Origin of the sequence: Emcibacter sp. SYSU 3D8 (genome assembly GCF_039655875.1) — a bacterium.
GTDB lineage: Bacteria > Pseudomonadota > Alphaproteobacteria > SMXS01 > SMXS01 > RI-34.
The window spans coordinates 112,925-126,830 of sequence record NZ_JBBYXK010000007.1 but is presented as its reverse complement, the minus strand read 5'-3'; the positions used below and the strand labels follow the sequence as shown (position 1 = coordinate 126,830).

The 13,906-nt window shown below is 63.8% G+C and carries 15 protein-coding genes, 1 tRNA gene and 2 pseudogenes; 5 read left to right on the top strand and 13 right to left on the bottom strand.

What is annotated here, in order from left to right:
* Positions 1 to 292: pseudogene (locus tag WJU21_RS18660) on the bottom strand (TonB-dependent receptor); the annotation flags it as partial.
* A gap of 160 nt (positions 293 to 452) precedes the next feature.
* On the opposite strand from WJU21_RS18660, the pseudogene WJU21_RS18655 reads away from it, so the two are divergent.
* From WJU21_RS18655 to WJU21_RS18635, 5 genes and pseudogenes are all read left to right on the top strand, one after another.
* Positions 453 to 896: pseudogene (locus tag WJU21_RS18655) on the top strand (DDE-type integrase/transposase/recombinase); the annotation flags it as partial.
* A 272-nt stretch (positions 897 to 1,168) separates the two neighbouring features.
* Positions 1,169 to 2,095: a hypothetical protein gene (locus WJU21_RS18650; RefSeq protein ID WP_346324976.1), complete on the top strand. Its 927-nt coding sequence runs from the start codon at positions 1,169 to 1,171 to the stop codon at positions 2,093 to 2,095.
* A 37-nt stretch (positions 2,096 to 2,132) separates the two neighbouring features.
* Positions 2,133 to 2,519 (top strand): hypothetical protein, encoded by a 387-nt coding sequence (locus tag WJU21_RS18645; RefSeq protein WP_346324975.1) that lies wholly within the window; start codon positions 2,133 to 2,135, stop codon positions 2,517 to 2,519.
* A 281-nt stretch (positions 2,520 to 2,800) separates the two neighbouring features.
* The gene (locus tag WJU21_RS18640; protein ID WP_346324974.1) at positions 2,801 to 2,989 is read left to right on the top strand and encodes a hypothetical protein; all 189 of its coding nucleotides are present in this window, start codon (positions 2,801 to 2,803) and stop codon (positions 2,987 to 2,989) included.
* Positions 2,990 to 3,018: 29 nt separating this feature from the next.
* Positions 3,019 to 5,673: a TonB-dependent receptor gene (locus WJU21_RS18635; RefSeq protein ID WP_346324973.1), complete on the top strand. Its 2,655-nt coding sequence runs from the start codon at positions 3,019 to 3,021 to the stop codon at positions 5,671 to 5,673.
* A 354-nt stretch (positions 5,674 to 6,027) separates the two neighbouring features.
* Here WJU21_RS18635 and WJU21_RS18630 read toward each other — a convergent pair whose 3' ends face one another.
* From WJU21_RS18630 to hisG, 12 genes are all read right to left on the bottom strand, one after another.
* On the bottom strand, positions 6,028 to 7,212 hold the full coding sequence (locus tag WJU21_RS18630) for an integrase arm-type DNA-binding domain-containing protein (RefSeq protein ID WP_346324972.1): 1,185 nt from the start codon (positions 7,210 to 7,212) through the stop codon (positions 6,028 to 6,030).
* 164 nt (positions 7,213 to 7,376) lie between these two features.
* Positions 7,377 to 7,452: transfer RNA gene (locus WJU21_RS18625), tRNA-Phe, on the bottom strand.
* A 94-nt stretch (positions 7,453 to 7,546) separates the two neighbouring features.
* Entirely contained in the window at positions 7,547 to 7,732 is a 186-nt protein-coding gene (gene yacG / locus WJU21_RS18620) for a DNA gyrase inhibitor YacG (RefSeq protein WP_346324971.1), read from the bottom strand.
* A gap of 8 nt (positions 7,733 to 7,740) precedes the next feature.
* Positions 7,741 to 9,189 (bottom strand): ribonuclease E/G, encoded by a 1,449-nt coding sequence (locus tag WJU21_RS18615; RefSeq protein ID WP_346324970.1) that lies wholly within the window; start codon positions 9,187 to 9,189, stop codon positions 7,741 to 7,743.
* Positions 9,190 to 9,202: 13 nt separating this feature from the next.
* Positions 9,203 to 9,817: a Maf family nucleotide pyrophosphatase gene (locus WJU21_RS18610; RefSeq protein WP_346324969.1), complete on the bottom strand. Its 615-nt coding sequence runs from the start codon at positions 9,815 to 9,817 to the stop codon at positions 9,203 to 9,205.
* Positions 9,818 to 9,822: 5 nt separating this feature from the next.
* Complete coding sequence (infA, locus tag WJU21_RS18605) at positions 9,823 to 10,041, bottom strand: translation initiation factor IF-1 (protein ID WP_346324968.1); 219 nt, start codon at positions 10,039 to 10,041, stop codon at positions 9,823 to 9,825.
* Positions 10,042 to 10,143: 102 nt separating this feature from the next.
* Positions 10,144 to 10,476 carry a hypothetical protein gene (locus WJU21_RS18600; protein ID WP_346324967.1) on the bottom strand — a complete coding sequence of 111 codons (333 nt, stop codon included), beginning with the start codon at positions 10,474 to 10,476 and terminating at the stop codon, positions 10,144 to 10,146.
* Positions 10,467 to 10,796: a hypothetical protein gene (locus tag WJU21_RS18595; protein ID WP_346324966.1), complete on the bottom strand. Its 330-nt coding sequence runs from the start codon at positions 10,794 to 10,796 to the stop codon at positions 10,467 to 10,469. The genes WJU21_RS18600 and WJU21_RS18595 overlap by 10 nt, the downstream gene beginning before the upstream one ends.
* Positions 10,797 to 10,827: 31 nt before the next feature.
* A complete protein-coding gene (locus WJU21_RS18590; protein ID WP_346324965.1) occupies positions 10,828 to 11,289 on the bottom strand; it encodes an arsenate reductase ArsC in 462 nt (153 codons plus the stop codon).
* A 6-nt stretch (positions 11,290 to 11,295) separates the two neighbouring features.
* Positions 11,296 to 11,760, bottom strand: a complete 465-nt coding sequence (locus WJU21_RS18585; protein WP_346324964.1) for a UPF0262 family protein — start codon at positions 11,758 to 11,760, stop codon at positions 11,296 to 11,298.
* Positions 11,761 to 11,808: 48 nt separating this feature from the next.
* Positions 11,809 to 13,098 (bottom strand): histidinol dehydrogenase, encoded by a 1,290-nt coding sequence (hisD, locus tag WJU21_RS18580; RefSeq protein WP_346324963.1) that lies wholly within the window; start codon positions 13,096 to 13,098, stop codon positions 11,809 to 11,811.
* Positions 13,082 to 13,762 carry an ATP phosphoribosyltransferase gene (gene hisG, locus WJU21_RS18575; protein WP_346324962.1) on the bottom strand — a complete coding sequence of 227 codons (681 nt, stop codon included), beginning with the start codon at positions 13,760 to 13,762 and terminating at the stop codon, positions 13,082 to 13,084. Before hisG ends, hisD begins: the two co-directional genes overlap by 17 nt.
* Positions 13,763 to 13,906 lie beyond the last annotated feature (144 nt).

The window sequence follows — 13,906 nt, the reverse complement described above, 5'->3', positions numbered from 1 at the left end:
CCATGTACAGCGGCGTCCGTCCACGCATCGATTCGCCGGTGCTGGTCATCTTCTGGCGACCAGGCGAAAAGCTCGGGATCGAAAAGCTCAGGCTGTCCAGCAGGCTGGAACTGACCGCAAGCTGCGTGTCCAGTGTCTCTCGATCAAGAACCCTGACGGTATTGGGAATCGCGGTGATCGGCTTCGGAACCCGTAGCGCCGAAACCACGACCTCTTCGGGGTCTCGCTCACCCTTTTTGGAGACTTCCTTGTTCTCCTCGGCCATTGCCGCCGCGCTGACGATGGAAGCCACGAAAGCTCCGACGATTGCCCCCTTAACACACATGCGAATTCCTCCTTTCGTTATTGAGAGGCATTCGCATAAATGCGAGAGGCGCCAAAAGCAAGTCTCAATCGTCAATGCCCTCAGACGTGTTTGCATCCCGGTACTGCTACGCGGCGTCAACTGCCAGATCAGCCAGAAGCGGATGGAGCGCGATTGGCAACGGGAGGGACTGAAGGTGCCTCAGAAGCAACCGAAGCGGGGCCGGCTCTTCAACGACGGATCGTGCATTCGCCTGCGGCCGGAGTATCCCCACTATGTCTGATCCTACGACTTCGTCGAGGACCGCACCCACAACGGACGGAAGTTCCGCATGCTCAACATCATCGACGAGTTCACCCGGGAGTGCCTGGCGATCCGGGTAGACCGCAAGCTCAACTCGGTGGACGTTATCGACGTCCTCTCCGACCTGTTCATCCTACGCGGGATCCCTGGCCATATGCGGGCGGACAACGGCCCAGAGTTCATCGGCCAGGCGGTGCGCGGCTGGATCGCCGCGGTTGGCGCCAAGACTGCTTATATCGAGCTTGGATCACCGTGGGAGAACGGCTACTGCGAGAGCTTCAACTCGAAGTTCCGCCGGAGGAATACCGCGCTTTGTTGCCGGCTCCGCGCGCGGCTGCGAGCGAGGCAGCGCGGCGGAATCTCCCCACGCGCACCATCATGATGACGGCCGCCATCATCACGGTGAGGAACGCCGCGATCGCCACCCGAAAAGCATCACGGTAACTTGTTTCAACGGAATATTTGTTTGGGAACTTTCGGCGAAAGCAACTGTTCGTTTCTCGCGAGGAATGACCGGCAGGAAAATCCGGCCGTTCCGGCCGCTTATCAGAGGAGTTTGGAATGCTCAGGAGTTCCTTGACGGCCGCAGCCGTCATCGCGGCGACCGCGATCACATCGGCGATGCCCGCCCATGCTGTGCCCGGCCACGCCACGCCACGGCTTGAAATCAAGGCAGGCCCTGACGACGGCTATCCGACGGTCGCCACCGTCCGCTACGACACGCGGCTGGAGATCAACGGCTGTCTGCGCAACTGGAGATGGTGCGACGTAAGTACCTCACGGACGCGCGGCTGGGTGCACGGCCGAGACATCCAGGTCGACCGGGGTGGCCGCCGTCTCGACTGGGGTACGCCGTGGGGCGTCCCACAGTCCGACTTCGACTTCGATAGCTATTGGGACCGCAATTACCGCGGCCAGGAGTTCTATCGCCAGCGCAACCGGTGGGAGCGGTTCGATCCGGACGACGAGGACGTGCGTCCGATCTCCGGCGGCATGGGGCCGGGAGACCGCGACGGCCGTTGGCGGCAGCGCTACTCGCGCAGCTATAGCTACAATGACGACGTCTACTACCGCGATTGCCGCAGCAAGTCCGATCCGGCCGGCATCATCGCCGGCGGCCTGATCGGCGGCCTGATCGGCAAGGGGGCCAGTGGCCGGCGCGGCGGCACCGGTGCCACCATCGCCGGCGTCATCGTCGGCGGCACGGCTGGCGCGGCGCTGACCCGGCGCATGGAATGCGAGGATCGCAGCTACGCCTACAAGACGTATTCGCAGGCGCTGAACTCGGGCCGGGCCAATAGCAACTGGCAGTGGGAGAACCCGGAGACAGACAACTACGGCGACTTCCGCGTGAACCAGTACTACGACGATCCCGATGGCTTCCGCTGCGCCACGTTCACGCAGCAGGTCTACGTGAACGACCGCGGCGAACTGGTCAACGGTCGGGCATGCCGGCAGCCCGACGGCTCCTGGGTCATCGTCCAGTGACCGCAGTCTATTCAGCCATCAGCAAGGGGATTACATCATGCGCAACATGTTGATCATCTCGGTCGTGGCGTTTGCCGCAGGGCTCTCGCCCGTCCACGCACAATCCGCGGCGCCGGTGAAGGTCGGCGAGACCGACGCGGGGGCCGTGCTTACCGACAGCGAGGGGCGAACCCTGTACACCTACACAAGGGACATGCCCGGCCACTCCAACTGCAACGACGCCTGCGCCACTGCCTGGCCGCCGCTGCTGGCCGCCGACAAGGACAAGGCCAGCGGTGATTACAAGATCATTGCGCGCGACGACGGCAAGAAGCAGTGGGCTTACAAGGACAAGGCGCTCTACCGCTTCGCCAAGGACGCCGCGCCCGGCGACACGAGCGGCGACGGCCTGGACAAGGGCAAATGGCAGATCGCCAAGCCCTGACCGCCCCGGCGGGGGCGCCCGCCGGCTTGAGCATGGTCTCCACTCAAGGACCCGTCTGCCCCGCGCGGACGGGTCCTTTCCTTGCGCTTCGTCATTTCGGGAACCCACTCGTCGGCCGCGCCGTCCCCACGAGCCAATTCCCGTGTCGATCGTCCGCACGACCAACTGGGTGGCAACGCCTGCGTGCTAGCATGTTGCCTTTTCAATGATGCTTTCGGAACCACTGCAGTGTGGTTTTCAACGCCCAACATCCGGGAGTGCTATAAGGGGGCGCGCTGCACATGACGTATTACGACTTCGTCAAGACACACTCGAAGCTGCGCATGAGCCCAGCGACAGCCGCCGGCGTCTCTGAGCGCCTTTGGGAGATCGGCGCTACCGTTGGCGCAAAGGCCGACCATGAACTAACATTGAAACCGGACCACCCTTCAGGGGCCGGCCAGCTGACGATCTCTTCCGCAGAAATCTAAGGTATCGGTAAAAAAATACTCATTGCTTAATGAGATTGGCGGGGCCTATCCTTGCTGTAGATTGCGCGGCATGTCGGGTACGAGATTTCGACGCTGAATGCGAAATCCGGTCTCTCTCTGCCGTTTGGGGCGGTCTGACACGGGGAGGGAAACTGATGACGCAAATTTTTGCGAATGGGCAACTTTTATCTGTCGCCAGATCCGCAGTTCTAGCAATTCCATTGAGTTTACTTGCTTTCGCCGCGTCGGCCGAACCGCCGCCCGATAATGCGCCAACGGCGCCAAACCCGGTAGCCAAGTCAGGTCCGCGCGTCGACTCCGTCCTGGTGACGGCACGCAAGACGGAGGAATCCGCCCAGGACGTGCCGGTCGCGATGACGGCCGTAACGGCTGAGCTCAAGCTTGCAACGGTCCGCGACCTGAAGGATCTGAACGGCTATTCGGCCAACGTCAGGATCGACAGCAATCCGGAGCGGGCGGGAGCCGCAGCGATTACAATTCGCGGCATCAGCCCGACCCGCACCGACGACACGTCATTGGATTCACCGATCGCAGTCATGATCGACGGCATTTACCTGGGCACTTTGTCGGGGCAGGTGATTGAGAACTTCGACATCGAGCGCGTCGAAATCCTGCGCGGCCCGCAGGGAACGCTCTACGGACGCAACACCGTCGGCGGCGTGCTCAATGTCGTCAGGAGCAGGCCGACGGGCGACTACGGTGCCAAGCTGCAATACACGTTCGGTCGGTGGAACCAGCAGGAGTTCCGAACCGTACTGAATGCACCCATTGTCCAGGATAAGCTGGCGGCCAAGGCGTTCTTCACCATCCAAAAGCGCGACGGATGGTTCAAGAACACCTATCTGAACACGACCCAACCGCAGAAGGATTACAAGAACTATGGCCTGACTCTGCTGGCCACGCCGAACCACTGGTTCGAAGCCCTGCTGACGGTGGAGCGCTTCGAGGATCGCAGCCAGGGCGGCGCATACCTGACCAACTGGAACTATGCCGCAGGCGTTTTCCCGAAACCCACCGATCCGCGCGAGTATGATTTCAGCGGCGGGTTCCTGGATTGCTTCCTGCCAGGCGTGTTCGGCCTGCAGAATACGCCGTGCCGGACGGAACTCGATTTCCCGAGGAAGAACATTGCCACGGATCTTCCCAATCCCGGGAGAGTGATGACCAACGCCTATACGCTCAACATGTCGGCGCGACTGAGTGACGAACTCAAGCTGGTTTCAGTGACCGGCGTGCGCCGCCAGCATGAATACCGCAAATATGACTTCGACGGTTCGACGGCTGACTTCATCACCATCGAGCGCGACAACAGGTTCAAACAGTTCAGCGAGGAACTGCGCCTCGAAGGCAGTTGGGATACGTCGATCGGCAAGATCACGGCGGTCGCGGGTGCGTATTTCTACAGCAGCAAGTTCGACCAGAGGTGGGTGACCGGTGGCGATTTCTGGCAGTTCGTCGCCGCCCTCGGCGGCTACTCTCTCGCCACGAATTCCTGGCTCAATCCCAGCCTCGCTTCTTTTACGGGGTTCGCGACGCCGGCGGCGGCGTGCCTTGCGCCACGGGGCGCTCCGGGAACGCCCTTGTTCACCGTGTTCGGGCAGGTGCGATGCGATCCGGTCTGGGGCGACCAGCCCTATGGCCCGAAGGGTCCCAACAAGCTGTTCGAAAGCCAGAAGACAACCTCGGAAGCGGCTTTCGTGAACGCCGACTGGGAATTCCTTCCGGACTGGACGGTGACGGCGGGCGTCCGCTGGACGCAGGAGAAAAAGCATTTCATCGGCGCGCAGGCCTACATCACGCCGCTTGACCGTGCATACATCGACAATTTTCCGGAGTTCGCCGACCTCAAGAAGTCCTGGACGAACGTCTCGCCGAAATTCGGCCTGTCCTGGAAGGCGACCCCGGATATTCTTTTCTATGCGTCCTTCGCCAAGGGATGGCACTCGGGCGGCTTTTTCGGCGTGAACCAGAACGTCTCGGATTTCATCCGCGACCAGTACGATCCGGAAACATCCCGGTCAATCGAAGTAGGCGTCAAGGCGCAGTTCTTCGACAACCGCATACAAACCAACGTTGCCCTTTTCCGCAATAACTTCAAGAACAAGCAGGAATCGGTCGTTGCCTTTGACGGGACCACCAATACGGTGGTGACCGTTTTCAGCAACGTCGGCTCCGTGGTCTATCAGGGCGTCGAGGCCGAGGTCCAGGCGGTCGTTACCGAAGAGCTGAGGCTGTTTGGGACGATCGGCCTTCTCGATGCGAAGTATTCGGAATTCATGACCGACGTGAATCCCCAGGATGGCTGTTGCACCATTGTCGATGCGACCTTCCTGACGCCGCGCAACGCTCCGAAACTTACAGCCGGCCTTGGCGGCACCTATACCGTGCCGGTAGGACCTGGCGATCTGGAACTCGGCGTGAAGTGGAGCTACATCAGCAAGGTCGAAGGCAACCTGGTCAATCTTGCAGCGGGCAGGGTGGCTTCCCGGCAGGACCTGAACGCTTCTATAGGCTACTCGTGGAACAATGTGCGGGTGTCCGTGTTTGGCCGGAACCTGACGAACGAGAGGTTCGAAACTCCGGCTATTATCCAGCCCTTGTTTGCCTCCGGCACGGTGGGTCCGGGCCGAAGCTGGGGCATTGAGGTGACCGGCGAATTCTAGGCTTGCCATGAAAGGCTGTGGCCGAAGGCTTCGATCTGCTGCGCGGTCACGTCGAGGCTGATGAAGCTTACGTCGGTGGCGTTCGCCGTGGCGACAAGCCGCCGTCCGCAGCATGGAGCCGGTCAGATCATCCCATCTGAGCGTTTCATGGGGCTTAGCGAAGCGTGGCGATGACGCGGATCCCGGATGCCGCCGCTGCGGGGAACTGGAACCGGCAGGAGCACATGAGATCACGGGTTCGAGATCGTTGAAAATGCGATGAAGTGTTCAGCCATGCTTGCCTATGCACGGGGATAGGTGATGAGGATAGAGGAGGAACATGCCTATCCCCTCAGCTAGGCTGTTTGTCGTCGGTCAGAACTTGCGGAACTCGTCCAGCATGTCCGCCCATTCCTGCATCAGCGTGACCCGCTGATCCCAATACGTGGCGCGATTATATGTCCGCCGAATCGCATTTCGATCTTGGTGGGACAGGGCAGCTTCGATGGCATCCGGGTCAAATCCCCGCGCGTTAAGAATGGTGCTCGCCGTTACGCGAAAGCCATGCGCTGTTACCTCGTCCTTCGTATACCCCATCCGGCGGAGCGCCGAGTTCATGGCATTCTCCGAGAGCGGGCGCTGGGCTGAGCGTACCGAGGGAAACACCAGGTCCCCCTTGTCTGAAAATGGCCATACCTCTTCCAACACCGCGAGCGCCTGCCTGGACAAGGGCACGTCGTGCGGTTGGCGCATCTTCATGCGCCCCGCCGGAATGTGCCAAGTCTTTGCCTTGAGATCGAACTCAGACCGGACGGCGCCGCGCACCTCCCCAGGGCGCACGCATGTGAGCGCTAGGAAGCGGAGCGCCGCCGAGATAGTCGGCCAGCCGTCGTATTCGTCGATGGCACAGAGCAAAGCGCCCAAACGACGCTCGTCGACGATGGCCGCGCGTCCCGATGCCTTGGGAGGCCGCAGCGCTCCGCGCAGTGCGATCGTAGGGTCGTTCTCGGCCCGCAAGGTCACGATGGCCAGCCGAAATACACTGCCCATGACACCGCGAAGACGCCGCGCTGATTCCCGGCGACCACTACGTTCGATGCGCCGCAAAAGGTCGAGAAGCTCCGCGGAGGTCAGGTCGACGATCGGTCGGCCGCGAAGCGGTGCGGCGAGATCCTCGAGAAGCCATCGATTCTTGGTAACCGTCGTTTCTGCGGCGCCGTCCTGCTCCATTTGGGCGAGGAACTCGTCAGCGACCAGCCCGAACGTATTTCGGGCGGCCGTGGCGGCGGCGATCTTGTCGAGCTTCTTCTTGACCGAAGGATCGGCACCGTCCGCAAGCAGCTTCTTGGACGTGTCCCGCTTCGCGCGCGCCTCAGCGATCGAGATGAGCGGGTAGGAGCCGTAGGCGAGGAGCTTTTCCTTCCCCATGAACAGATACTTGTGCCGCCAGAGCTTTGAGCCGTTCGGCTGAATGAGCAGGTAGAGGCCGCCAGTATCGGCCAGCTTGTAGGGCTTTTCTCGAGGCTTGGCATTTCGGACGGCGAATTCGGTCAGAGCCATTGGGGTATCGCCTTCTGGGGTACTTGCATCGTACCCCAAAACGATACCCCGGATTTGATGCGATGCAAGGGTAATCCATGTTCACCAATGAGCAGCGTCATCCCTGATAAATGGCAGGAATCCGCTATTTTTGAGCCTCTATGTTCTGTCTTGGGAGGGGGTGATGGTGCCCAGGGGCGGAATCGAACCACCGACACCGTGATTTTCAGTCACGTGCTCTACCAACTGAGCTACCTGGGCCCACACAACGGGGCCGCTTGGTGACGGCCCGGGACGGCGGTTTATAGGGCGTCGGGTCGGGCTTGTCCAGATGCCTCGGCGGGTTTTTCCGCGGTCAATTTTCGTCGTCTTCCGCGCCCGGGCTGTCCTCGGTCTCGATGACATAGCGGCCGTCCAGCCAGCGGCCCAGATCCAGGTCGCTGCAGCGCTTGGAACAGAAGGGCATATAGCGCTCCACCGCCGGCTTGCGGCAGATGGGGCAGGGGCGGATGAACTTGTGCGGGTCGGACATTTCGTTCATGGGCGGGCTCACGATCTGGCCTGGATCTGGGGTTCATCGACCGGGAGGGACTTGTCGCCCTCGAGCACGGGCGGCTTGCCGGCGATCTCCGCCAGTGCCGCCGGCCGGCCGGCGGCGCGCAACCAGTCTATCACATCCGGATGGGCCGCGATGGCGAGCGTGGCGCCTGGGCGAGCGGCGGCCTCGGCGCGCACGCGGCGCAGCACGTCGTAACCCGCCGATTCCACCGATTTGCGGCGGCGCTTGCGGCCCACGTCCGGGCGTCCGGCGAGGAAGTCGGGCAGGGCCGCGCGGCTGCGCCGGCGGGTCAACTCGCACAGTCCCATCCGCGTCCAGCCCAGCACGGCGCAGGGCGAGCGGTCGCGGCCGAGGGCGCCGCGCAGGGCGTCCAGCACCCGGTCGCGGTGCTTGGGGCTTTCCATGTGAATGAAGTCGACCAGCACCATGCCGCCCACGTCGCGCAGCCGCAATTGCCGGGCGATGGTGTCGACCGCCCGCAGATTGGTGGTGAAGCTGGTCTGCTCGCGACTCGATTCGGCGGTGGCATCGCCGGAATTGACATCGATGGCGGTCAGCGCCTCGACCGGCTCGATGGTTACCCAGCCGCCGCCCCGCAGGTCGAGCCGCGTCTCCAGCATGGAATCGATGGCGGCTTCGGCGCCCGCCGCCTCGAACAGCGGCGTGGCCGTGGCATGGACCTCCAACTGCTCCAGCAGATCCGGATTGCTGTCGCTCAGATAGTGCCTGGCGTCGGCGAACAGGGCGTGACCGTCGACGACGATGCGCGAGATGCCCGGACGGACAAGGTCCCGCAGGGTTCGCTGCAGTGGCGGCAGGTCGCGTTGCAGGCACGCGGGCTCGCGCGCGGCGTCAACCGCCTTGCACAGCGTCTCCCAGCGAAAATGCAACTCGCGTGCCTCGCGCAGCAGGGCCGGCACGTCCGCCGACTGGGCTGCAGTCCGGACAATGAAGCCGCCTTCGCCGACACCGTCGACGGCCCGGGACGCCGCGTCTTCCAGCCGGGCACGCTGGACCTCGTCGCGGATGGCGCCGGACAGCACATTGCCGCTGCGGTACGGATGGTAGACCAGCAGGCGGCCGGGCAAGGCGACCAGGGTGGTCAGTCCCGGCCCCTTGTCGCCCACGGCGTCGCGGGTGACCTCGACCAGCACCAGCTGACCCTGATTGAGAATGCGTTCGATGCGGCGCGGGCCGCCGGCCTGGACCAGCGCGCCGGCGTGTTTGGCCGACAGGTAGCCGGGCGCGGCGACGCCGGGCAGGGCGACGAAGGCGGCCTGCAGCGACGCCTCGACGGCCTCGACACGGCCCAGATAGATGTTGCCGACCAGGCTCTCGTGGCCGTCCCGGTCGATATGGATTTCGGCGACCTCGCCATCCTCGACCAGCACGGCGCGGACCTCGCCCGGAACCGCGTCGATCAGAAGCTTCGTGTTCATGGCGTCAGCCGCCTCAGCGAAGGTTTCGGGCGGGGCCGTAGCCGGCGCCTGCGAGCAGGGAGACGATTTCGAATACCGGCAGTCCCACCACGTTCGTGTAGGAGCCGTTCACCGCCCGGATAAAGGCGGCGGCCAGTCCCTGGATGGCGTAGCCGCCGGCCTTGCCGTGCCATTCGCCCGAGGCCAGATAGGCGGCCAGCTCGGTCTCGCCCAGACGCTTGAAGATCACGGCGGTATCGACCGTGCGTCGGCGCGCCTTGCCGTCGGGAGCGATCAGGGTGACCCCGGTGAAGACGTGGTGGCGGCGGCCGGACAGCAACTCGAGGCAGCGGCGGGCGTCGGCCTCGGTCTCCGCCTTGGGCAGAATGCGGCGTCCGACGCCCACGACGGTGTCGGCGGCCAGCACGAAATCGCCCGGATAAGCGGGCGCCATGGCGGCGGCCTTGTCGTCGGCAAGGCGCTGGGCGTGAGGTCGCGGCAGCTCGCCCCTGCGGGGGGACTCGTCCACATCGGCGGGCGCGACCGCATCGGGCGGCAGCAGCACCTGCTCGAGCAGATGCCGACGCCGGGGAGACGCGCTGGCCAGGACCAGGCGGGCCTTCGGTTCGGTGCCGCCGGGCGTCGCCACGGCGTTTACTTGTAGCGGTAGGTGATCCGACCCTTGGTCAGGTCGTAGGGGGTCATTTCGACCAGCACCTTGTCTCCCTGCAGCACGCGGATGCGGTGCTTGCGCATCTTGCCCGCGGTGTGCGCCAGCAATTCGTGTTCATTATCCAGCTTCACGCGAAACATCGCGTTGGGAAGCAATTCGATCACGGTGCCGGGAAACTCGAGCAGTTCTTCTTTCGCCATGGGCGGGTGTTCTAGCCTTTTCTGGTATTAATGTGGCGTATAAATGAGCGACCCGGCGCGGATATGCAAGGGTTTTGGCGTTCGGGCAGGGCTGAAGCCGGCTTATCGCGCGCAGTGGGTATGCACCAGCGGTATTGCCTCGCTGATCGCCGTCTGGGTGGCGGCCAGTTCCTCGGGCGTGAGTTCGTGCTTGTCGATCAGCCGCAATATGTCCTCGCGTGACGCCTCGCCGGTGCCGCCCAGCAGGATGAAATCGGTGAACACGGCATAGCGGACCACGCCAAGCGCCTGTTTCATGCCATCGGCCTGGCACTCGCAATAGCGGCGGCCTTCACCGTCCTTCATGCATTCGGCGACAACGGCTTCCTCGTAATCGGGGCCGCAGGACGCCAGCAGGACCAGGGCGAGGAGCGCAGCGCGCCGGATCAGCGGCATTTTTCCTCGGCTTTCATCAGCGGCGCCATCATGGCGAACTGGAATGCCATCAGGCGGGCGGGGCCTTCTTCCTTGAACAGCTTTTCCTGGGCCTCTTCGGCGCTGATATTCTCGTCCATCTGCAGCCGCGTCATCTTGATCAGCAGCTTGCGGTCGGAGTCACTGGTGTCGGCGACCAGCGAGTCCGCGCGGCAGCTGCAATAGGCCTTGTCGCCGCCTTCCCGGACGCAGGCGTCGACCAGAACGCCATCGTCGGCGCTGCCGCAGGCCGCGAGCAGGACCGTCAGCAGGTGAAGGCCAATGCGTGTGGCGCGCGGCATGGGCGTCTCCTCCGAATAACCGTCACACCTTTTAGCCCGAAGGGGTGTATCCGGTCGAGAACCGTTCCTTGATCCGCTGCATCAGCGTATCGCGGACGTCGCGGTAGGCGTCGAGGATCTGCTCGCGGCTGCCGGACATCAGCGTCGGATCCATGGTCGGCCAGTATTCCACGTCGCAGGCCATGGTGCGGGTCAGCTCCATGGCGTTGTGCTGGGCTTCGGGCGTGAGGGTGATGACAAGGTCGAACGAGCTGTCTTCCAGGTCGTCGAAGCTCTTGGGCTTGTGCTTCTCGAGGTCGATACCGATCTCGTCCATCACGGCGATGACGAAGGGATCCATCTCGCCCGCCCTGACACCGGCCGAATCGAAGAAGATCTTCTTGCCGAACAGATAGCGCGCAAGGCCCAGCGCCATCGGCGAGCGCACTGCGTTGAGGTTACAGGCGAACAGCACGCTGTCCGGCAGGTCCTCGTCGCGCCGAGTTTCGCTCATGCGGCGTCAGCCCCGGATATGCAGGACACAGATCAGCGTGAACAGCCGGCGCGCGGTGGCCAGGTCCATGTCGACCTGCTGGGCCAGCCGTTCGCGCAGCATTTCCGAGCCCTCGTTGTGCAGCCCGCGCCGGCCCATGTCGATTGCCTCGATCTGCGACGGGCTCGAGGTCTTGATGGCGCTGAAATAGCTCTCGCAGACCATGAAGTAGTCCTTGATGATCCGGCGGAATGGCGAGACCTGCAGCCGGATTTCCTCCAGCGGGTTGGCGCCGTCGTCGCGGACTTCCACGATCAGCCGGCTTTCCTCGAGCCGCAGCACCAGGTCGTAGGGGCCCGGCACCGATTTCAGGCCGAAGCAATTGTCCTCCAGCAGATCGAAGATGGCGACCTTGCGCTCGTGCTCGATGTCCGCGTTACGGCGGACAATCGATTTCTCGTCGAGCCTGATCCTGATGATGTCGCCTGGCATGCGCGCACGCTAATGTGGAACGCCCCGCAACGGAACCGTGAATACGGCCTAACGCCGCCGGATTTCCATGGACAGCGCGTGGGCGTCGAGGCCTTCCAGGTGCGCGAGCGCCTCGGCGGCCGGCGCGATGGCGTCGAGGCTCGTCGCGTCGCACGAGATCAGCGTGGTGCGTTTCATGAAGTCCAGCACCGACAATCCCGAGGCAAAACGCGCGGTGCGCGACGTGGGCAGCACATGATTGGGACCGGCGATGTAGTCGCCGACGGCTTCGGGCGTGTGCCGGCCAAGGAAGATGGCGCCGGCATGCCGGACCATGTCGGCGAGGCGCCTGGGGTCCTCGACCGCCAGTTCGAGGTGCTCGGGCGCGATCCGGTCAACCAGCGGCGCGGCGTCGTCCAGTTTGCGCACGACGATGATGGCACCGTTGGCGTTCCACGAGGCGCGGGCGATCTCGGTCCGGCTGAGTCTCTGCAGGTGGGTTTCGACCGCGCGTTCGACGGCATCGGCGAAGGCGGCGTCGTCGGTGATCAGGATCGACTGGGCGGCGGTGTCGTGCTCGGCCTGGCTGAGCAGGTCGGCGGCGATCCAGGCAGGATCGTTCCGGTTGTCGGCCACGACCAGGATTTCCGACGGGCCGGCGATCATGTCGATGCCGACGGTGCCGAAAACCTGCCGCTTGGCGGCGGCGACGAAGGCGTTGCCGGGGCCGACGATCTTGTCGACCGGGGCGATGCTGGCGGTGCCGAAGGCGAGCGCCGCCACGGCCTGGGCGCCGCCCACCTTGTAGATTTCACCCACGCCGGCCGTGCTTGCGGCAGCGAGCACCATGGGATTGAGAATGCCGTCGGGCGCGGGGACCACCATGGCGATTCGCGGCACACCCGCCACCTTGGCCGGGATGGCATTCATCAGGACCGAGCTGGGATAGGCTGCCGTGCCGCCGGGTACATAGAGGCCGGCCGCATCGATCGGCGTCCAGCGGTAACCGAGCACGACACCCGCCTCGTCGGTGTAGCACAGGTCCTCGGGCTTCTGCTTTTCGTGGAAGGACCGGATGCGCTGGGCGGCGGTATTCAGCGCGCCGAGCGCCTCGTTGGAGACGGCCTCGCGGGCCTCGAGAATTTCCTGGGGCCGGACGCGGACGGTTTCGGGGGCCATGTCGACCCGGTCGAAACGGGATGTGTAGTCGAACAGCGCCTCGTCGCCGCGCGCGCGGACATCGGCGATGATCCCGGCGACGACCTCGGCTACATCCGGATCGGATTCGCGCTTCAGCCCGAGCAGGGCCTGGAATGCCCGCTCGAAATTGAGGTCTGCCGCATCAAGCCGCTTCGGCATTGACCACCTCGCGGAACCGTTCGATGCGGGCGGCGATCTCTCCCGGTCGCGTCTTGAACGCGGCGCGGTTGACGATCAGGCGCGAGCTGATCTCGGCGATGCGCTCGATCTCGACCAGGCCGTTGGCCTTCAGGGTGACACCCGTCGATACCAGGTCGACGATGCGGCGACACAGGCCCAGGGCCGGGGCCAGTTCCATGGCGCCATTCAGCTTGATGCATTCGGCCTGCACGCCGCGGGCGGCGAAATGGGCGCGGGTGATATTAGGATATTTGGTGGCGACGCGGACGTGGCTCCAGGTGCGCGGATCGTCGCTTTCGCTCAGTTCCACCGGTTCGGCGACGGACAGGCGGCAGTGGCCGATGCCGAGATCGAGCGGCGCGTAAATGCCGTCATAGTCGAACTCCATCAGCACGTCGTTGCCGCAGACGCCGAGCTGGGCGCCGCCGAACGCGACGAATGTGGCCACGTCGAAGCTGCGCACCCGGATGATCTCAAGCCCGGGATCGTTGGTGGCGAAACGCAGCTTGCGGGACTTCTCGTCGTCGAAATCGGGTTCGGGCACAATGCCGGCCGCCTGCAGGAGAGGCCGAACCTCTTTCAGGATGCGGCCTTTGGGCAGGGCCAGGACGATCGGGTCCGTCGCGCTCATGGTCGTTTCCATTGTTTCTCGAGTGCCATTGGGTGGCGTAATTGGGCCGTCTTCCGCGCGGGGCAAGGTTTAGTGGCGAAAGCCGCAGAAATCAACGCCGGCGGACCACGACAGTAACCAACTCCCCTTGCGGCCAGTTCTCTCGAGTCAGCCATT

Coding starts and splice junctions, on each gene's coding strand:
- WJU21_RS18650 (WP_346324976.1), top strand. CDS start 1,169: ATGCTCAGGAGTTCCTTGACGGCCGCAGCCGTCATCGCGGCGACCGCG.
- WJU21_RS18645 (WP_346324975.1), top strand. CDS start 2,133: ATGCGCAACATGTTGATCATCTCGGTCGTGGCGTTTGCCGCAGGGCTC.
- WJU21_RS18640 (WP_346324974.1), top strand. CDS start 2,801: ATGACGTATTACGACTTCGTCAAGACACACTCGAAGCTGCGCATGAGC.
- WJU21_RS18635 (WP_346324973.1), top strand. CDS start 3,019: ATGAGATTGGCGGGGCCTATCCTTGCTGTAGATTGCGCGGCATGTCGG.
- WJU21_RS18630 (WP_346324972.1), bottom strand. CDS start 7,212: ATGGCTCTGACCGAATTCGCCGTCCGAAATGCCAAGCCTCGAGAAAAG.
- yacG (WP_346324971.1), bottom strand. CDS start 7,732: ATGAACGAAATGTCCGACCCGCACAAGTTCATCCGCCCCTGCCCCATC.
- WJU21_RS18615 (WP_346324970.1), bottom strand. CDS start 9,189: ATGAACACGAAGCTTCTGATCGACGCGGTTCCGGGCGAGGTCCGCGCC.
- infA (WP_346324968.1), bottom strand. CDS start 10,041: ATGGCGAAAGAAGAACTGCTCGAGTTTCCCGGCACCGTGATCGAATTG.
- WJU21_RS18600 (WP_346324967.1), bottom strand. CDS start 10,476: ATGCCGCTGATCCGGCGCGCTGCGCTCCTCGCCCTGGTCCTGCTGGCG.
- WJU21_RS18595 (WP_346324966.1), bottom strand. CDS start 10,796: ATGCCGCGCGCCACACGCATTGGCCTTCACCTGCTGACGGTCCTGCTC.
- WJU21_RS18590 (WP_346324965.1), bottom strand. CDS start 11,289: ATGAGCGAAACTCGGCGCGACGAGGACCTGCCGGACAGCGTGCTGTTC.
- WJU21_RS18585 (WP_346324964.1), bottom strand. CDS start 11,760: ATGCCAGGCGACATCATCAGGATCAGGCTCGACGAGAAATCGATTGTC.
- hisD (WP_346324963.1), bottom strand. CDS start 13,098: ATGCCGAAGCGGCTTGATGCGGCAGACCTCAATTTCGAGCGGGCATTC.
- hisG (WP_346324962.1), bottom strand. CDS start 13,762: ATGGAAACGACCATGAGCGCGACGGACCCGATCGTCCTGGCCCTGCCC.